We start from the raw sequence: 17935 nt of genomic DNA, 5'->3' as shown, positions 1-17935 counted from the left end.
AGAAATCGCAGATCACACCGGGGACACTCGGGAGGCGTGCACCGCACGGCGCGACCGCCGTCTGCCCGGGGTGACGCCACCGAACGCACTACTGTGTGAACGTGACCTCCACGACCGGTAGAAAAGGCACCAACGACCTGCGCCGCGACGTCCTCGCGCGTGCGGGTTCGGCGGGAGTGGCGGTGGCCGACGCCGTCGTGGCGCGGCTCGCCGCCGAGGGACTCGGTCCCGCCCGCGCGCTGGGCGCCTCCCGCGACCAGGTAGCGCCGCACGTGCGGCGGAGCCCGCATCTGCGGAACGGCGCCTTCGTCAACCCGGAACCCCCGTCGATCGCCGATCCGAGCCTGCAGGTCCTCACCGACATGGCCCGGCGGCCCGGCCGGCCGCGCCGACCGGTCATGGTGACGGTCCCACGCTTCGAGGCCCCCGGCGACCTCGCCGTCACCTGGCTCGGCCACGCCACCGCCGTCGTCGACATCGACGGCGCGCGGGTCATCACCGATCCGGTCCTCAGCCGCCGCTGCTCGCCCAGCCAACTCGTCGGGCCCGGACGCATGCACTCCGCCCCACTGGCGCCGCCACAGTTGCCGCCACTCGACGTCGTCCTGATCAGTCACGATCACTACGACCATCTCGACATGGACACCGTCGTCACGATCGCCGACACCCAGCCCGACGCGGTGTTCGTCACGACGATCGGGGTCGGCGCGCACCTGGCCTCCTGGGGGATCGCGGAAGATCGCATCCGGCAGGCGGATTGGTGGGATGAGGTGGTGGTGCCGACCGGCGCGGGCGAGCTGCGGTTCACCTGCGGTCCGGCGCGACACTTCTCGGGGCGGTGGCTGGAGCGGAATCTCACCCAGTGGGGCAGCTGGGCGATCACCGGACGGGAGCACAAGGTCTTCTTCTCCGGGGACACCGGCCACAGCGAGCGCTTCGCCGATGTCGGCGACCGACTCGGCCCGTTCGACCTCACCCTCATCGCCGTCGGAGCCTACGACGTGATGTGGCCGGACATCCACGTGAACCCCGAGGAGGCCCTGTCGATCCACCGGATGGTCTCGCCCGGTACGGGATCCGACTCGGTCTTCATCCCGATCCACTGGGGCACGTTCAATCTCGCGCGCCATCCCTGGGGGGAGCCCATCGCGCGGTTGCAGGCGGACGCCGGGCCGGACAAGCCGACGATCCTGGTGCCGCAACCGGGCGGTTCGATCGACCTGATGACGCGGACCGGTAGCGGTGTGGCACAACCCAATTGGTGGGAGGCTTCGGCGTGAGCTCGCCGACCGAGATCGCGGACGCCGGCCTGACCGCGGCCGAGGTGGCGCAGCGGGTCGCGGCCGGCCAGGTCAACGCGCTGCCCGACCGGTCCGGCCGCAGTGTGGCCGACATCGTCCGCGCGAATGTCTTCACCCGGATCAACGCGATTCTCGGGGTGCTGTTCGCGATCGTGGTGTTCACCGGATCGCTCATCAACGGCCTGTTCGGACTGCTGATCATCGCCAATTCCGGGATCGGCATCATCCAGGAGGTCCGGGCCAAGCGGACGCTCGACAAGCTCGCGATCGTCGGCCAGACCCGACCTCGAGTCCGGCGCGACGGCGAGGTCACCGAGGTACCGCCGGACGAGGTGGTGCTCGACGACATCATCGAGATCGGTGCCGGCGATCAGATCGTCGTCGACGGCGAGGTCGTCGAGGCCATCGCACTCGACGTCGACGAGTCACTGCTCACCGGCGAGGCCGACCGATCGACAAGGACCCGGGAGACGCGGTGCTGTCGGGCAGCTTCGTGGTCGCCGGCGGTGGCGCGTACCGCGCCACCAAGGTCGGCGCCGATGCCTACGCGGCCCAGCTCGCGGCCGAGGCGTCGAAGTTCACGCTGGTCTCCTCCGAGTTGCGCTCCGGCATCGATCAGATCCTGCGGGTGATCACCTGGTTGCTGATCCCGGCCGGTGTCCTGACCATCGTCAACCAACTCTTCGTCAGCGACAACGGGTTGCGGCGGTCCCTGCTCGGCATGGTCGCCGCGCTGGTGCCGATGGTGCCCGAGGGGCTCGTCCTGATGACCTCGATCGCCTTCGCGGTGGGTGTGGTGCGGCTCGGTCAGCGGCAGTGTCTGGTGAACGAACTCCCGGCCATCGAAGGGCTCGCGCGCGTCAATGTGGTCTGTGCGGACAAGACCGGCACCCTGACGGAGAACGGGATGCGGCTGGCCGAGGTGCGTTCCCTCGGGACGGTGCCCGCCGAGACCGCGGGACAGGTGCTGGCCGCGCTCGCCGCCCACGATCCGCGGCCCAACGCCAGCATGATCGCGATCGCCGAGGCACATCCGATCCCACCCGACTGGTCGGTGGCGGCCATCAAACCGTTCACCTCGGCCACCAAGTGGAGCGGGATGTCGTTCCGCGGGAGCGGGTCCGGCCCGACCGCCGGCACCGACGACGGTCACTGGCTCATCGGTGCGCCCGACGTCCTGCTGGACCCGGAGGGCGAGACGGCCCGCCTCGCCTCCGACATCGGCGCCGCCGGACTCCGCGTGCTGCTGCTGGCCTGCACCGACGTGCCCGTGGACACCGAACCCGCGCCGGGTCGCGTCGCACCGGGGACCGTCTCCCCGGTCGCCCTCGTGGTCCTCGAACAGCGGGTCCGGCCCGATGCGCGCGACACGATCGACTACTTCGGACAGCAGCACGTCGCGGTGAAGGTCATCTCCGGGGACAACGCCCGGTCGGTGGGGGCGGTCGCCGCGTCGCTCGGGCTCGGATCGGCAGAGTCCTCGGTCGACGCGCGCGAGTTGCCCTCAGAAACAGGCGAACTCGCCGACGTCGTCGAACGGGGCGTCACGTTCGGGCGGGTCCGGCCGGATCAGAAGCGGGCCATGGTGAAGGCGCTGCAATCGCGGGACAACACCGTCGCGATGACCGGCGACGGCGTCAACGACGTCCTCGCGCTCAAGGACGCCGACATCGGCGTGGCGATGGGCTCGGGCAGCTCCGCCGCCCGGTCGGTGGCGCAGATCGTGTTGCTGGACAACAAGTTCGCGACCCTGCCGTATGTGGTGGGCGAAGGTCGGCGTGTGATCGGCAACATCGAACGCGTCTCCAACCTGTTCCTCACCAAGACCGTGTACGCGGTGTTGCTCGCACTGTTCGTCGGCGTCGGCGGACTCCTCGGCGCACTGTTCGGGTCCGACCCGCTCAGCTATCCGTTCCAGCCGATCCACGTGACCATCTCGGCCTGGTTCACCATCGGCATCCCGGCGTTCGTCCTGTCGCTGGCCCCCAACAACGAGCGGGCCCGGCGTGGTTTCGTACGGCGGGTGCTGCTCAGCGCCGTGCCCAACGGCATCATCGTCGGCCTGTGCACCTTCGTGACCTACGTGATCGTCAACCCCGGCGGCGCCGGCGTCGAGGTGGGTGGTGACGCCGTCGAACTCTCGCAGCCTCAGACGCAGGCCGCCACCGCGGCGCTGATGACGCTGATCGCGATCGCGGTCTACGTCCTCGCCGTGGTCGCCCGTCCGTACAACTGGTGGAAGGCGGTGCTCCTCGCGGTCTCCGCCGCCGCATACGTGCTGATCTTCGCGTGGCCGTTCACCCAGGACCTGTTCCGGCTCGACTCGTCGAACTGGGGGATGAACACGGTGGCCCTGCTCTCGGCGGCGGTCGGCATCGCGTGTGTCGAGGTCGTCTCGCGGGTGGCGCCCCGATGGGTCGCCACGCATGACAACGATCAGCACGGGGACGAAGCGCAGGTCAGCGGGGTGCTCACGTCCGACCGATAGAATCTGCGGCAAGTGGCCGGAAGGTGTCCGGCACGTCGATCAGAGGAGACGTCATGGATCTCAAGGGACTCGTCAACAAGGCCAGGGCCACGCTGCAGAAGAATCCGAGCCTGATCGAGAAGGGCGGCGACGCCATCGACAAGGTCACCAAGAACAAGTACTCGGGTCAGGTGGACAAGGCGCAGGACGCCGTGCGCAAGGCCGTCGGCGCGCCGGGACAGGGAAACCCGGGACAGACTCCGCCGACCAATCCCACCAACCCCGGGGAGCCGCTACCGGGTCAGCAGAGCCCGCAGCCCCAGAATCCCCGGCCGCAGAACCCCCAGCAGCCGCAGCACCCGCAGCGGTAGTCCGAGTAGTTTTCAGAGCTGCGCCCGCGGATGTCGGCGATACGCCGACACCGTGGGATCGGCGTCGATCCAGAACCGCCACGCCAGGTCGGCAGCGCGGCGGACCCCGACCCGAGGCCCCGCGACGACGCGTTCCCCCGGACGCGGTGCCCCGGGGTCGAGGGTGACCGGGGTCGACGGGTCGGCGAGATCGGTGTCGAGGTCGGCCATCGTGAGCCCGAGGGCACGGCACAGGTTGCCCGGCCCGCTGGCGAGCTTCGCGTCGGGGACCGGCCCCGAGCGCGTCGCACCGCGCCGGGCGCGTGCGAGGTCGACGCCGTCGACCACCGCGCCCGCGCGCAGCAACACCGCAGCAGCGGGTCCCGGCCCGGCGACGACGACGTTCGCGCAATGGTGGCCGTGGATGCGATAGACGTACAACCGTCCCGGGGGCCCGTACATGATCTCCGAGCGGGCGGTTCGGGTGTAGGCATGCGACGCCGGGTCGTCGGGACCGGCGTACGCCTCGACCTCGGTCAGCCGGATCGTCACCCCGTGCCCGGTCACCCGCGAGCCCAGCAGCGAACGTGCCTGTTCGGCGGCGGAGGCGGGGGCACTACTCTCTTGGGTCATGGCGAAGACGAGTGACTCCATCGGCGTTGATCTGTCACCGGAAGATACCTGGGCCGCGGCATCGGATCTCTCGCGGTACAGCGAATGGCTGGTGATCCACGAGACGTGGCGCAGCCCGATCCCGGCGTCCGCCGACCTTCGCAAGGGCACCGAGGTCTCCTCGATCGTGCGGGTCAAAGGCACCCGCGTCCGCTTCGACTGGGTGGTCGAGAAGTTCGAGCCGGTCTCGCACGTCCGCCTCAAGGGCAACGGCAAAGGCGGGGTCAAGGCGAAGCTGGATCTGGGCATCGCTCCCACTTCCAGCGGATCGGAAGTAACCTTCACTGTTGATCTGGGTGGGCTGCCGCTGATCGGGCCCGTGGGTAAGACCGCGGCCATGGCGGTGTCGGGGGATCTGCGTAAGTCGCTGCTGAAATTCCGCGAGGTGTTCGGCTGAGCCACGCGTGAACACGCGGGCCGCGACCGCCGATGCGTCGATGCGTCGTGCGGCGACCACGCGAGAGGCGGGTCTGCAGACCGCCGCCGTACGAGGGGAACGGGAAAAGAACAATGGGGCGTCACAGCTCCGGCGCCGATCGCGCCGGAAACGAGTGGAACGGGAACGACCGGTCGGGTGGGGCGGTTCCGCCACGCGCCCAGACTTCATCGGACAGAGGCAGGTCGAACGATGCCCGGTCGGGAAGCGATGACGACTTCGGCTTCGAGCACCGCAACACCGATGGGGGCCGCCGCGGGGGATGGCTGTGGGCGGGTGCGGTCCTGCTGGTCGTCGTAGCCCTGGTGACCGGCGTCATCATTTGGCAGACGGGTGCGGGTGGCTGCGGGGACCGGACCCGGGTCGCCGTCGCGTCGGACTCGGCGATGACCGGTCCGCTGCGCGAGGTGGCGCGGCAGGCGTCCGCGGACTCGTGTTTCGACTACGACGTGCAGACGGCCGCGGGTGCGGATGTGCCCGGCCTGCTCACCCAGGGTGCAGCGGCTCCGGACCTCTGGGTCGCGGACTCGCAGGTGCAGGCTCGCCGGGTGACGACCCAGGTGCGTCGTGACCTCGATATGGTGTCGCCGTCGATCGCGTCGACCCCGACCGTCGTCGCCGGCACCGACGTACCCGAGCTGGGCACCTGGGTCGAGGTCATGAAGTTGCCTGATCTGCGAACCGGCAGCCCGGTGGACACCAGCACCGGCGACGCCCCGATCATCGGTGCTCTCGCCGCGGTCGACTCCGGCGAGCTCGCCGACGAGGACTTCACCGAGGCGATGACCATCCTCGCCATCCAGCAGAACAATGCGCGCCTGGCCAACGACAACGAGGGCACGCGTCTGAACCTGGCCAACACCTCGGGCGTCCCGGTGGTCACCACCGAGCAACAGTTCGATCTGTTCATGCGCACGCACCAGGGTTCGCAGTTGACGTCGACGATCCCCGCGGCGGGCACGGTCATGCTCGACTATCCGCTGGTCAACACGGCTCCCGCGGCGCGCCAGCAGGCGGCCGCCGACGCCGGGGCGGCCCTCGTCACCGCGCTGAACACCGATGCCGGTCGCGCAGCGCTGGCCGACTCGGGATACCGCGACACCGACGGAAACGGTGTCGGTCAGCCGGTCAAGGAACTGGAGCTGCGCGACCCGTCGTCCGTCGACAAGGCATTGCGGCAGTGGCAGGTACTTGGTGTGCCGATCCGCTCGCTGGTCGTCCAGGACACCTCCGGCTCGATGGAGACACCGGCCGGCGGCACCACCCGGGCGGACCTGCTCATCGACGCCTCCCAGACCGGACTCAAGCTCTTCCCCAACAACACGATGATCGGCGGCTGGGCGTTCAGCGTGAACAAGGGCGGGCCCGGACAGGACTGGGAGGAGCTCGCCCCGATCCGCCGCCTCGATGCCCGCTCGGGGAGCGGTACGCATCGGGACGCGCTCGGCCGGGCCGTCGAAGAGGGGTTGTCGGACCTCGGGGGCGGGACGGGTCTCTACGACACGACCCTCGCGGCATTCAAGAAGGTGCAGGACACCTACGACCCGAACTACTCCAACAGCGTCATCATCATGACCGACGGTCAGAACGAGGACCCGGACAGCATCACGCTCGACAATCTGCTCGCCGAACTGAAGCGCCTGGAGGATCCGGCACGACCGGTGCTGGTGCTGACGATCGGTATCTCCGACGATGCCGACTCCGATGCGCTGAAGCAGATCGCCGAGGCCACGGGTGGCACCACCTACGTCGCGGAGAACGCGGCCGACATCCGCACCGTCTTCGTCGACGCCATCCAGGCGAGGGTCGCAGCCGCGGGACGCTGAGACCGTTCGGAACGCGCCGCGGCCGTCGCCGGGACCAATGGCCGCGCAATCGGCACAATTGGTGCATGACGCACACCCCAGAGCCAACCGAGACCCTCGACCCGAGCACGATCGCCGAACCGGGCCCCGGTTCTTCGCGCCCGTCCCGCAGCCCGCGGGGATCGTCCGTCCTCGCCCGCACCGGCGGGGTGGTCGCGGCGATGGCGGTGGTCGGACTCGTGGCGGGCGCATGCTCGTCCGAGGACTCCGGGTCGGACGACTCGGCCACCGGCACGACGACCGGCGCCGCGACGGGCAGCTCCGCTGCCACCGAGGCCGCCGACGCGGGCTCCGGCGAGTACGAGGACGGCGAGTACACGGCGCGCGGTGAGTACATCTCGCCGGGTGGTCCGCAGAGCGTCGGGGTCACCGTCACGTTGTCGAACTCGGTCATCACCGCCGTGTCGGTGGACACCAGCCAGACCAAGGGCCCGTCGCTCGAGTACCAGGGCAAGTTCGCCGGCGGCATCTCCGACGTCGTGGTGGGCAAGAACATCGACGAGATCGAGGTCGACAAGGTGTCCGGCTCGTCGCTCACCTCCGGCGGTTTCAACGAGGCGATCGAACAGATCAAACAGGAGGCGCAGGCCTGACCTCCGTCGGCACCGCGCACCACTGGGCGTTCGATGCGATCGGCACCCGGTGGACGATCAGCACCCCGGAAACACTTCCCGCCGATGTCGTCGACGCGGTGAACACCGAGATCGACCGGATCGACCGGGCCTGGTCACGGTTCCGGGACGATTCGACGGTCGCGCAGATGGCCAGAGAGGCGGGGCGATACCCGATCGCCGACTCCGACCAACCGCTGGTCGACTGGTACCGCCGTCTGTACGGCCTCACCGGCGGCGCGGTGTCGCCGTTGGTGGGGCGCACGCTCGCCGAGGCCGGTTACGACGCGGCGTACACGCTCCGCGCGTCGGCGCGGGTGCCGACGGCGCCGGCCTGGGAGGCGGTGATCGGTGAGCACGTCGGTGCGCTGGAGATTCGCGAACCGGCTCTGCTCGACGTGGGCGCAGCCGGAAAGGGATTCGCGGTCGACCGGGTGGCGGAGATCGTCGGCGGCCACGTCGACGACTTCGTGGTCGACGCAGGTGGGGACATGGTGATATCGCCGCGTTCCCGCGGACTGCGGGTGGCGCTGGAGCATCCGCTGGACACGACGAAGGCGATCGGCGTCGTGTCCGTTGCCGGCGGCGCGGTCTGCGCCTCGGCGAGCAATCGGCGGGTGTGGGCCGACTGGCACCACATCGTCGATCCGCGTACCGCCTCGCCCGCGCGGGAGGTGCTGGCGACCTGGGTGATCGCGCCGTCGGCGATGGAGGCCGACGGCCTGGCGACGGCGCTGTTCTTCACGCCTGCGGCGTTCCTGCGCGGCGATTTTGACCATCACCGTGAGGGATTTCATCACGTGACCATCCGACGCAACGGGAGCGTCGAACACACCGCCATCCCCGGATTGGAGTTGTTCCTGTGACAACGCTTCTGCCGCAGCTGCTCTCGCCGATCGACGCGGCCCGGCGGCACCTGACCCCGTATCGGGCGGTGCTCTGCGGGCTGGTGGTGCTGGCCGCAGTCGCTTTCGTCGTCTCGGCGACCGATGCCGACTTCGGTTACGGTCCGGACGAATTGGCGGTGTGGCTGGTCGTCGCGGTCGGGGTCAGCGGGGTCGTGAGCTACGTCTGCGCCGGCGTGCTGCGGGTGCCGCCGAACTCGGATTCGTGGCTGATCACGGGACTGATCCTGTTCTTCGTCCTGCCCGGCGGCTCGGAGGACACCGCCGTCGCCACCGTCGCGGTGGGCGCCGCCATCGCCGCGGCGTCGAAATATGTTCTCGCATGGCGTCGTCGGCTGATCGTCAATCCCGCGGTCACGGGTGCGGTCGGTTGTTACGCGCTGGCATACGCCGGTGTCGAGGGCATCAGCTTCCCGTTCTGGTGGGTGGCCGCCGATCCGCTGTTCGTCCCGATGGTCGTGATCGGTGCGGTGGTCGTGACGTTGATCCGCGAGTGGCGACTGGCCCTGGTGTTCATCGGCGCCTCCCTTGTCACGATCGGGGTCGTCGAACTGGTACGCGGCGGCCAGGATCTGTCCACATGGGTGGTGTCGAGTCCGATGCTGTTCGTGGCGGCGATCATGCTGCCCGAGCCGCTGACGTCGCCGGCCACCGAGCTGCACCGACTGTTGTACGCGGCGTTGGTCGGTGTGCTCATGCACTGCCAGTACACGATTGCGATCACCGACGCGTACACGTTGGCGTTCGTGCCCGAGGTGGCGTTGCTCGTCGGATGCCTGTACGCGTTCCTCGTCCGACTGGTATCGGGCACTGCGCGCCGGGTGCCGCTCGACGTCGTCACCGTCCCGGTTGCCGACCGAACCTACGCGGTGCGCGGTGAACCGGTCGGTGGCGCAGCGGTGTTCCAGGCGGGGCAGTGGTCGAGTGTCAGTGTGCCGCGGTGGTCGGCGCCGCTGTGGTCGGGTTCGCGGCGGGTCTTCTCGTTCGTGTCCGCGCCCCGGCAGCAACCGGTGGAGTTCGGCTTCACCGTCGCCGCGGCGCCGTCGACCTACAAGGCAGCACTGGTCGACGGAAACGTACGCCGGGTCTACGTCGACGAGATCGGAGGGGACTTCGTGCTGCCGCGGTCGTTTCCGGCGACCGGATCGGTGGTGTTGATCGCCTCCGGGATCGGGATCACTCCGTTCGTGTCGATGGTGCGGGAGCTGGTGCAGTCGGGCCACGATCTCTCCGGCCTGACCATCGCGCACGTGCTGCGAGATCAGGGGCGTGCCGTATACGCCGATGACCTGGAGAGCGCCCGGGCCGTGAATGCCCGCGTCGCGGCCGTCGAGGCGCCGGAACTCGCCGACGGGATCGATGATCCCACCCGGCTGGCCGAGCTTATCGGTTCCATCGCGGCCGGCGCACACTATTACGTGTCGGGTACGCCTGCGTTCGTCGAACGGACGTCGGCGGCGGTCCGCCGCCTCGACGGTACGACGCGGTCCCGGCCGTGGCGTGTCCACACCGACTCGTTCTCCGGATACTGAACGCGTCTGATGGAGTTCGAATACCACTGCGAGATAGTCACATTCGTCGTCTCGCCGAAGCACGCCTACTTCGGTAGGCCGAAGGACGGCCCGGCCGACGAGGTCGAGACCCGCACCCCAGCCTCGGTGGAGATCGTCGCCGACAAGGGGATTCGTGGTGATCGCTTCTACGGAATCCGAGCCCACACCGAGGCGGCCGTGACGTTTCTGGCGCTCGAAGCATGGATGGCGGCGGCGGCTGACGCCGATCCTGTTCTGGCCCGCCGCAACGTCGTCGTGCGTGGTGTCGAGCTCGATCCGTTGCGGGGACGCGAGTTCGAGCTGGACACCGGGTCGGGTCCGATCCGGTTCCGCGGCGGACGCCCTGCTCATCCGTGTTCGTGGATGGACACCGTTGCCGGGGACGGGGTGCGCAAAGCCCTGATCGGACGTGGTGGACTTCGGACGCAACCGCTGACGTCGGGGACGCTGAGCGTCGGTCCCGCGGTCTTGCGCACCGACGTCGAACTCGACGCCGCCCGCGCCGCCGACCAGGTGCGGCGGGCGCAGCCGACGTAACCGTTACCCCTTGACCCGGGGGGGGCGAGGTGATGGGTGGCGAACTCCGAAGTGGCTCAGCAGTTTGTCTCCCCGTTCGCAAATGGCGGCCGCCTGACCCGGGACGGACCGTGAGCGGGCACACCGGCCCCCTGCTGTTGGCCGCTGTCTGGCGGACGGTGCCCTTGACAGTCGAGCCGGTAACGCAACGTGCTCGTGTTCAACAGTAGGTATCGCTGAGCGATACCTACTGATGAACACCAGCAATGTCACTGTGGAGTTGTCAAGGGACGGATGCGGTCCCGGGTGTGGCCCGGGTGCGGAAGGTGCTACGCGAAAGTGTGTGTCGGACGGCCGGTCAGGCGGCGTCGTCGAGTCGCATGGTGCGGCGGTTGTAGGCGGGTAGCGGTCGGCGGTGCGGGTCGATATTGGCGGGCGGGACGAGCCACGGGTGGCGGTCGAAACCCATCACGATGTCCCAGCCGTGGTGGTGGACTTGGGTGTGGCAGCGTTGGCAGAGCAGGCAGCCGTTGTCGAGGTCGGTGGGTCCGCCGTCGGCCCACGACTTGATGTGATGCACCTGCGTATGGGACGGCGGTGCACCACATTTGATGCAGCAGGCGTCGCGGACGATGATCGCTTTGCGTAAGTGTGACGGATACAACCGGCGGGTGTGACCCATCTGTAGTGGTACGCCCTCACTATCGAGGATTATCTCCGTGAGCGAGCCGTCGCACGAGACCTGTTTCGCGGTGGCTTGCCTGACCGATCCGGTCCACGGCAGCGTTGCGAGGTCTCCGGTCGCGGGGATCGTCAGCATCAATTGAGTGCGCGGGGAACCAACGGTATCGACGGTAGCGCCGATCGCGGCTTGGTCGAGGATCAACTCGAAGGCGTCGGCGCGGCGTTGCTCGGCGGTGCGTCGATCTTCGGCGCCGTCGGGTTCGGGTCGTGGGCAGGACCGTTCGTCGATCATCGTCAGGAACTTCTCGCCCACGACCTGGGTGAGGTCGGCGCGGACTTCGACGCGGCCGTCGTCGGTGGTGTGGGCGTTGACCGCGTTCAGCGATGTGTCGTCGGCGGCGGCGAGGCCGGCCTCGGTGTCATCCACCAATGTGTTGCCGATGGCCCGCGCGTGCTTGCGCACGTCTGTCGGCGTCGCACCCGAGAGCGCTTGGGCAATCAGTTCGATCTCATAGCGAGAACGTTTATCCTCGGAAAAAGCGTCGCCACAGCGCTTCTCGATTTCATTCATGCCTCGCACGATGGCATCGACGATCTCGCCGGATAGTCGCCCATCGGCGGCGTGACGCGCCACAGCGGGCAGGTTGGGTAGGGCGTCGACACTTCGCATGGTGCGAAGAGCGGCGGCAGGTGCATGTCCTGACTCGATCAGCAGCTTCTTGGTGGTGCTGCCGGTTTTCTGTGCGACTCCGAGGGCGTCGAGTTGCGCTGCGTGCGTGGCGATCTGGTGGTCTGCGAGGTTGCGGATCAGGCGCCACGTGTCGAGGGCGTCGAATGTTGCTCTGCCCGTTGGGTCGTCGGTGGGTGGGGTGGTTCCGATGAGTTGATCGAGGAGAGTGGCTAGCTCTGGCATGACTCCAAGGTACAGGAACATTCGTTCGATTTCGAGGGTTTTCCACAGGCGCGAGACGCGCGAATTCGTCAGCTGTGCAGTGTTTTTCGTTGACAGTGCGTCGATTCGCGTTGACTGTGCAGCAATCGTCGACAGTGGTCGCACTTCAGTCACGCATGATCTCGGATCCTGGCCAATATTCGATCGAGGCAGTCCGAGGGGATTCGGGCTGAGTTTCGTCGCGCGCCGGCGGTGAGGCGCTGTCAAGGAGCGCAGTCGACCTCAGCCGGTGGGACTGTCTGGCGTATCTGCCCCGAGGTGCGGTCGCCGGCCCACCGCTCTCAATAGTTGCCTGCTCGACCCGCGGGGCGGCTTTCCGCACTCCGGCAACCGCAGATCCAGCGGTTCGGAACAGGAAGCAGTGGCCCACTGCCGCACAGTCGACGGGTTGGGGGCCTCACCCGGCCAGTGCGCGCAGAAAGAACCCCAGGTTCGCCGGACGTTCGGCCAGGCGTCGGACGAGGTAGCCGTACCACTGCTCGCCGTAGGGGATGTAGACCCGGACGCGTGCGCCCGCGGCTGCCAACCGGCGCTGCTCGTCGGCCCGTATTCCGTACAGCATCTGGTGTTCCCAGCTGTCCGGCGCGCGACCGAATTCGTTGGCGAGGATTCTCGCGGCGTCGATCATCGTGGGGTCGTGGCTTGCGACCATCGGATAACCGGAGCCCTTCATCAGTATCCGGAGGCACCGCTGATAGCTGTCGTCGACCTGGCGGCGGTCGGTGAACGCGACCGCGGGCGGTTCGGCATAAGCGCCCTTGCACAACCGGATTCGGGCGCCCGACGCCGCGAATTCGGCGCAGTCGTCCTCGGTGCGGCGCAGGCAGGCCTGCAGCACGGTCCCGGTCTCCGGGAACTCCGAGCGCAACGATCGCACGATTGCCAGCCGCTGGTCGACGGTGGTGTGATCCTCGGCGTCCACGGTGACGACGACGTCCAGGCCATCGGCCGTTTCGACGATCGTGCGCGCGTTCTCCTCGGCGATCTTCGCGCCGTGCTCCGGCAGTGCGAGACCGAGCGCGGTCAGCTTCAGGGACACCTCCAACGACCCGGCAGGTGACGGACGGCGTCCCGAAAGAGACTCGAGCAGAGCCAGATACGCGGTCACCGTGGCTTCCGCCTGGGATTCGTCGAGGGTGTCCTCGCCCAGGAAGTCGACCGAGACGGAGAGTCCGTCGGCGAGTTCGGCCCCGACGGCGGCCATGGCGGCGTCGAGCGATTCGCCCGGCACGAATCGGCGGACCACTCGTCCGGTGACCGGCCACCGCTGGGACGCGTCCTTGATCCGCTCGCTGCGCGATGCCGCGACGATCGCGGGCCGCAGCACCGTGTCGAAAACGGACCCCATCACAGTGCCGTCCAGTCGGCGACCATGTGCGGGTACGACGAGGTCGTGGGAGGTGAGAACGTCTCCTTGATCGTGCGAGTCGAGGTCCAGCGCATCAGGTTCTGCTTCGACCCGGCTTTGTCGTTGGTTCCCGACGCCCGGCCGCCGCCGAAGGGTTGCTGCCCGACCACGGCGCCGGTCGGCTTGTCATTGACGTAGAAGTTGCCCGCCGTGTTCCGCAGCCGGTCGGAGGCAAGGGCCACCGCGGCGACATCGGTCGCCATGACCGACCCCGTGAGTGCGTACTGCGCCGTCGAGTCGACCAGGCCGAGAATGTTCTCGTAGTCGGCGTCGTCGTAGACGTGAACCGCGAGGATCGGACCGAAGTACTCCGTGGCGAACGCCTCGTCGGTCGGGTCGTCGGACACCAGTACCGTGGGTCGGACGAAGTACCCCTCGGTGTCATCGCAGACGCCGCCGACCGCGACGGTCAGCGACGCCGACGACTTGGCCCGGTCGATGGCCGCGACCTGCTTGTCGAACGCGCGTCGATCGATCACCGCACCACCGAAGTTCGTCAGATCTCGGACGTCGCCATAGGCGAGTTCGTCGGCCTCGCCGAGGAACTCGTCACCCATCCGCTCCCACACCGACCTGGCGACATACGCGCGCGACGCCGCCGAACACTTCTGTCCCTGATACTCGAAAGCGCCGCGCGTCAACGCCGTTCGCAACGCGTGAGGTTCGGCCGAGGCGTGCGCGACGATGAAGTCCTTGCCACCGGTCTCGCCGACGAGGCGCGGATAGTTCCGGTAGTGCTCGATGTTGGCACCGGCCTCACGCCACAGATGACGGAACGTCCTCGTCGACCCGGTGAAATGGATCCCGGCCAGATCCTCATCGGCGAGAACGACATCCGAGACCGCGGCACCGTCGCCGTGGACGAGGTTGATCACCCCGGGCGGCAATCCGGCGGCCTCGAGCAGCGCCATGGTCAGCTGCGCCGAGTACGCCTGGGTGGGGGAGGGCTTCCAGACGACGGTGTTGCCCATCAAGACCGGGGCGGTGGGCAGATTGGCGGCGATGGCGGTGAAGTTGAACGGGGTCACGGCGTAGACGAACCCGTCCAGTGGACGGTGGTCGAGCCGGTTCCACACCCCGGGCGACGACTCCGGTTGCTCGGCGAGGATCTCACGCGCGAAGGCGACGTTGAACCGCCAGAAGTCGACGAGCTCGCACGGGGCGTCGATCTCGGCCTGCTGCACCGACTTCGACTGACCGAGCATGGTCGCCGCCGCGATCCGTTCGCGCCACGGCCCGGCCAGCAGCTCGGCGGCGCGCAGGATCACGGCCGCGCGGTCGTCGAAGCTCGTGTCTGCCCAGTCGGCGGCGGCAGCGCGGGCGGCGTCCACCGCGGCGCGGGCGTCGTCGTGGGTGGCATTGGTGATGAAGCCGAGTACCTCGCGGTGTGCGTGGGGCTGGACGACGTCGATCTCCTCACCCTCCCCGAGGCTCAGGTGGCCGCCGATGATGTGCGGGAACTCGCGGCGGCCGGCATGCGACTGTCGCGCCAGCTCGTCAACGATGCGCGCACGCTCGGGCGAGCCGGGGGCATAACTGTGGACGGGTTCGTTCGACGGTCGAGGGGGAGTGGTGATGGCATCCATGACCTCAGTCCACCGTCCCCTCCGACGTCGCGATATGGCCGATCGGCTGAGAGGGGTCTCGTAGTCTTGTCCGTATGGACAAGACGGCCGGTATCGCGCTCGGGCGGTTGGTCCTCGCCCTTGACCAGACCGTCGCGACCCTGGTCTCGTCGCCCCGCGGTCTCGACACGCCGGTGTCGACGATGGCGATGGTCGACGCCGACGACGTGCACTACGGGCTCGGGCATGCCGCCCGATCGGCCGACCTGTTCCTCCTGGTCGGGCTCGCCGACGACGTCGTCGTGGAGTGGCTCGGCGGCCTCGGCGCGCACCGCCCGGTCGCCGTACTGGCCAAGACTCCCACCCAGACCCAGGTCGGTCTCGCCGATCGACTGGGTATCGCGGTCATCGCCATCGACCCGCACGCCCGCTGGGAACGCATCTACAACCTCGTCACCCGGGTGCTCGACGCGGCACGCGGCGCGGTCGGGAGAAGCGAGTCCATGGAGTCGGGAAGCACCGGCGACCTGTTCGAGCTCGCCGCGGAGGTCGCCCGCCGGACCGGTGGTCTGGTCAGCATCGAGGACGAGCACGCGCACGTCCTCGCCTACAGCTCGGCCGGTGAGGAGGCCGACGAGTTGCGCAGACTGTCGATCCTGGGCCGCGAGGGGCCACCGGAGATGCTGGCCTGGCTGCGCGAGTGGGGAGTGATGGACGCGGTCCGGAAGTCGTCCGGCGTCGTGACGGTCGAGGCACGCACCGATCTCGGACTTCGGCCGCGTCGCGCGGTCGCCATCCGTCCGGCCTCGGGCGCACACGGCGATCGCTCCGACGTCCTGATGGGGGTCGTCTGGTTGCAGGAGGGGTCGCGCCCGCCGACCCGCGACACCGACGAGGTACTCGTCGGCGCCGCAGCTGTTGCGGCCCGGGTGATCTCGCGACGGCGTTCGGCAGGCTCCGACCACGATCAGCGGGTCCGGCGACTCCTCGGTGTCGGTGGCGTACCGGTCGACGCGGCCCACCTCGCCGCCCAGCTCGGCATCGCGCCGACCGCCACGGTGACGATCGTGGGGTTCACGGCCCCCGACGGCATCCGCGCCGGGCAGGTCTCGGCACTCATGCTGCACGCCAGCGCATTCAGTCCGCTGTCGGTCACGGTCACCATCGGTGACCGCGCGTACGTCGTGCTCCCCGACGTCCCGCTCGACGACGCCGTCACGTGGGCGCGGATCTCCGTCGACGCCGCCGACCGCCAATTCGGCGTGCCGGCACGCGCAGTCGTCGCCGGCCCCGACACCATCGCCGCCGCAACCGATCTGCGCTCTGCGATCGATCGTGTCCTGGACGCCGCCGGTCGCGACGCCGACCTGTTCGACGACGTCACCACCGTCGAGCGATCCCGCACCGGGGTGCTGCTCGCCGAGATCATCGGATTGCTCTCGGAGAACCCCGATCTCGTCGACACCCGGGTCGCCGGGCTCGCGGATCTCGACACTCGCAGCGGCAGCGAGTTCACCGCGTCGTTGCGCGCCTACCTCGACCATTTCGGTGACGTCCGCGCGGCAGCGGCGGCGCTGCACGTCCATCCGAACACCTTGCGCTACCGCATCCGTCGAGTGCAGACCCTGACCGGGATGGATCTCGACGACCCGGCGACGCGTCTCGTCGTGGCGCTGTCCCTGCGCGCTCGGTGAGAGTCGCTGCGCACCCGAGTCTCACCCCGACCGAGTGCCACCCCACCCGGCCGGCCGGTGGGTACCGTGGCGCCCATGCCCTCATCGTCGAAGTCCCTGTCCGACCTGACCGGCTCGCGGGTCGTCGTCACCGGTGCGACGAACGGTATCGGGATGGCCACCGCCCGCGCGCTCGCCCGGGCCGGTGTGCAGGTGGTCCTGGCCGTCCGCGACACCGATCTCGGCGCCCGGCGCGCACGGGAATTCGGCGGTGACTGCGAGGTGATCCGGCTCGATCTCGCCGACCTCGCCTCGGTGCGGACCTTCGTCGAGGAACTCGACGGCCCGATCGATGTGCTGGTCAACAACGCCGGCATGTTCCCGCATCAGCATCGGACGACGCGGGACGGATTCGAACTCGGCATGGGCACCAATTTCCTCGGGCCGTTCGCCCTGACCAATTTGCTCCTGCCGCGCATCAGGCGGCAGATCGTGTCCGTGGGTTCGGAGGGGCATCGCCGAGCACGTATCGATCCCGCCGACCTGGACCTCCGACGCGCCCGGTGGTCGTCGCCGCGGGCCTACACCGGGTCGAAACTCGCGGTGATGCTGTGGGGCCTCGAACTCGACCGACGGTTGCGCGACGTCGGGTCGCCGGTGACCTCGATGCTCACCGATCCCGGCTGGGCCGCGTCGAACATCTCGAACAAGCCGGGCCTGGGCGTTCTGCACCGCGCGGCGCAGGGCCTGGCGGGTGTCGTCGGCAACGATCTCGACGCCGGCGCGGCACCCACCCTGCACTGCCTGACCGAGCCGATCCCGCCGGGCAGCTACGTGGGGGTCGACGGACCATGGGGACTGCGCGGCCGACCGGTGCTGTCGGGCCGGTCGCTCACGGCGTGCGACTACGAACTGGCCGGTCGACTGTGGACGGAGGCCGAGGCCCGCACCGGTACCCGGTGGCCGCTGGGGTAGTG

The 17935-nt window shown here is 68.8% G+C and carries 15 protein-coding genes and 1 pseudogene; 12 read left to right on the top strand and 4 right to left on the bottom strand.

The features are described 5' to 3' along the window. The first annotated feature begins 95 nt into the window (after window positions 1-95). The 4 genes and pseudogenes from ACFUEJ_RS03850 to ACFUEJ_RS03835 all read left to right on the top strand — a co-directional run bounded on the left by ACFUEJ_RS03850 (window position 96) and on the right by ACFUEJ_RS03835 (window position 4139). Window positions 96-1280: an MBL fold metallo-hydrolase gene (locus ACFUEJ_RS03850; protein ID WP_058251575.1), complete on the top strand. Its 1185-nt coding sequence runs from the start codon at window positions 96-98 to the stop codon at window positions 1278-1280. After that, window positions 1262-2052 (top strand): annotated as a pseudogene (locus ACFUEJ_RS03845) (cation-translocating P-type ATPase); the annotation flags it as partial. The gene ACFUEJ_RS03850 and the pseudogene ACFUEJ_RS03845, both read left to right, overlap by 19 nt. Then, window positions 2044-3789: an HAD-IC family P-type ATPase gene (locus ACFUEJ_RS03840; RefSeq protein ID WP_388027775.1), complete on the top strand. Its 1746-nt coding sequence runs from the start codon at window positions 2044-2046 to the stop codon at window positions 3787-3789. The pseudogene ACFUEJ_RS03845 and the gene ACFUEJ_RS03840, both read left to right, overlap by 9 nt. A gap of 53 nt (window positions 3790-3842) precedes the next feature. Beyond that, window positions 3843-4139, top strand: a complete 297-nt coding sequence (locus tag ACFUEJ_RS03835) for an antitoxin (RefSeq protein WP_058251574.1) — start codon at window positions 3843-3845, stop codon at window positions 4137-4139. Window positions 4140-4151: 12 nt separating this feature from the next. Here the strand turns inward: ACFUEJ_RS03835 and ACFUEJ_RS03830 are convergent, their stop codons facing one another. Further along, complete coding sequence (locus ACFUEJ_RS03830; RefSeq protein WP_058251682.1) at window positions 4152-4772, bottom strand: DNA-3-methyladenine glycosylase; 621 nt, start codon at window positions 4770-4772, stop codon at window positions 4152-4154. Between ACFUEJ_RS03830 and ACFUEJ_RS03825 the strand changes: the two genes are divergently transcribed. From ACFUEJ_RS03825 to ACFUEJ_RS03800, 6 genes are all read left to right on the top strand, one after another. Next, window positions 4750-5187 carry an SRPBCC family protein gene (locus ACFUEJ_RS03825; RefSeq protein WP_058251681.1) on the top strand — a complete coding sequence of 146 codons (438 nt, stop codon included), beginning with the start codon at window positions 4750-4752 and terminating at the stop codon, window positions 5185-5187. The genes ACFUEJ_RS03830 and ACFUEJ_RS03825 overlap by 23 nt on opposite strands. Before the next feature lie 113 nt (window positions 5188-5300). Further along, window positions 5301-7052, top strand: a complete 1752-nt coding sequence (locus ACFUEJ_RS03820) for a substrate-binding domain-containing protein (RefSeq protein WP_058251573.1) — start codon at window positions 5301-5303, stop codon at window positions 7050-7052. 65 nt (window positions 7053-7117) lie between these two features. Beyond that, the gene (locus ACFUEJ_RS03815; RefSeq protein ID WP_139114203.1) at window positions 7118-7684 is read left to right on the top strand and encodes an FMN-binding protein; all 567 of its coding nucleotides are present in this window, start codon (window positions 7118-7120) and stop codon (window positions 7682-7684) included. Between the two features lie 38 nt (window positions 7685-7722). Further along, window positions 7723-8568, top strand: a complete 846-nt coding sequence (locus ACFUEJ_RS03810) for an FAD:protein FMN transferase (protein ID WP_078113428.1) — start codon at window positions 7723-7725, stop codon at window positions 8566-8568. Next, window positions 8565-10139: an FAD-dependent oxidoreductase gene (locus ACFUEJ_RS03805; protein ID WP_165630379.1), complete on the top strand. Its 1575-nt coding sequence runs from the start codon at window positions 8565-8567 to the stop codon at window positions 10137-10139. Before ACFUEJ_RS03810 ends, ACFUEJ_RS03805 begins: the two co-directional genes overlap by 4 nt. A gap of 9 nt (window positions 10140-10148) precedes the next feature. Continuing rightward, window positions 10149-10697, top strand: a complete 549-nt coding sequence (locus ACFUEJ_RS03800; protein ID WP_165630378.1) for a molybdenum cofactor biosysynthesis protein — start codon at window positions 10149-10151, stop codon at window positions 10695-10697. A gap of 337 nt (window positions 10698-11034) precedes the next feature. Here ACFUEJ_RS03800 and ACFUEJ_RS03795 read toward each other — a convergent pair whose 3' ends face one another. The 3 genes from ACFUEJ_RS03795 to pruA form a co-directional block, all read right to left on the bottom strand. Then, window positions 11035-12294, bottom strand: coding sequence for an HNH endonuclease signature motif containing protein (locus ACFUEJ_RS03795; RefSeq protein ID WP_277242617.1), 1260 nt, complete (start codon window positions 12292-12294; stop codon window positions 11035-11037). Between the two features lie 415 nt (window positions 12295-12709). Then, a complete protein-coding gene (locus ACFUEJ_RS03790) occupies window positions 12710-13660 on the bottom strand; it encodes a proline dehydrogenase family protein (protein WP_277242618.1) in 951 nt (316 codons plus the stop codon). Then, window positions 13660-15306, bottom strand: coding sequence for an L-glutamate gamma-semialdehyde dehydrogenase (pruA, locus tag ACFUEJ_RS03785; protein ID WP_388027657.1), 1647 nt, complete (start codon window positions 15304-15306; stop codon window positions 13660-13662). The genes ACFUEJ_RS03790 and pruA overlap by 1 nt, the downstream gene beginning before the upstream one ends. Window positions 15307-15380: 74 nt before the next feature. Here pruA and ACFUEJ_RS03780 point away from each other — a divergent pair, with 74 nt between their 5' ends. Together ACFUEJ_RS03780 and ACFUEJ_RS03775 are read left to right on the top strand one after the other, a co-directional pair. After that, window positions 15381-16979 (top strand): CdaR family transcriptional regulator, encoded by a 1599-nt coding sequence (locus ACFUEJ_RS03780; protein WP_068972452.1) that lies wholly within the window; start codon window positions 15381-15383, stop codon window positions 16977-16979. 75 nt (window positions 16980-17054) lie between these two features. Then, complete coding sequence (locus ACFUEJ_RS03775) at window positions 17055-17933, top strand: SDR family NAD(P)-dependent oxidoreductase (RefSeq protein WP_175401126.1); 879 nt, start codon at window positions 17055-17057, stop codon at window positions 17931-17933. Window positions 17934-17935: the final 2 nt, after the last annotated feature.

The sequence above is a fragment of the Gordonia sp. NPDC057258 genome (assembly GCF_042668985.1).
Classification (GTDB): domain Bacteria; phylum Actinomycetota; class Actinomycetes; order Mycobacteriales; family Mycobacteriaceae; genus Gordonia; species Gordonia hongkongensis.
Note: the sequence above shows the minus strand (reverse complement) of the source record. Positions and strands in the feature narration are given on the sequence as shown.

Coding starts and splice junctions, on each gene's coding strand:
- pruA (WP_388027657.1), bottom strand. CDS start 15,306: ATGGATGCCATCACCACTCCCCCTCGACCGTCGAACGAACCCGTCCAC.
- ACFUEJ_RS03840 (WP_388027775.1), top strand. CDS start 2,044: ATGGTGCCCGAGGGGCTCGTCCTGATGACCTCGATCGCCTTCGCGGTG.
- ACFUEJ_RS03795 (WP_277242617.1), bottom strand. CDS start 12,294: ATGTTCCTGTACCTTGGAGTCATGCCAGAGCTAGCCACTCTCCTCGAT.
- ACFUEJ_RS03790 (WP_277242618.1), bottom strand. CDS start 13,660: ATGGGGTCCGTTTTCGACACGGTGCTGCGGCCCGCGATCGTCGCGGCA.
- ACFUEJ_RS03815 (WP_139114203.1), top strand. CDS start 7,118: ATGACGCACACCCCAGAGCCAACCGAGACCCTCGACCCGAGCACGATC.
- ACFUEJ_RS03830 (WP_058251682.1), bottom strand. CDS start 4,772: ATGGAGTCACTCGTCTTCGCCATGACCCAAGAGAGTAGTGCCCCCGCC.
- ACFUEJ_RS03800 (WP_165630378.1), top strand. CDS start 10,149: ATGGAGTTCGAATACCACTGCGAGATAGTCACATTCGTCGTCTCGCCG.
- ACFUEJ_RS03775 (WP_175401126.1), top strand. CDS start 17,055: ATGCCCTCATCGTCGAAGTCCCTGTCCGACCTGACCGGCTCGCGGGTC.
- ACFUEJ_RS03825 (WP_058251681.1), top strand. CDS start 4,750: ATGGCGAAGACGAGTGACTCCATCGGCGTTGATCTGTCACCGGAAGAT.
- ACFUEJ_RS03835 (WP_058251574.1), top strand. CDS start 3,843: ATGGATCTCAAGGGACTCGTCAACAAGGCCAGGGCCACGCTGCAGAAG.
- ACFUEJ_RS03780 (WP_068972452.1), top strand. CDS start 15,381: ATGGACAAGACGGCCGGTATCGCGCTCGGGCGGTTGGTCCTCGCCCTT.
- ACFUEJ_RS03820 (WP_058251573.1), top strand. CDS start 5,301: ATGGGGCGTCACAGCTCCGGCGCCGATCGCGCCGGAAACGAGTGGAAC.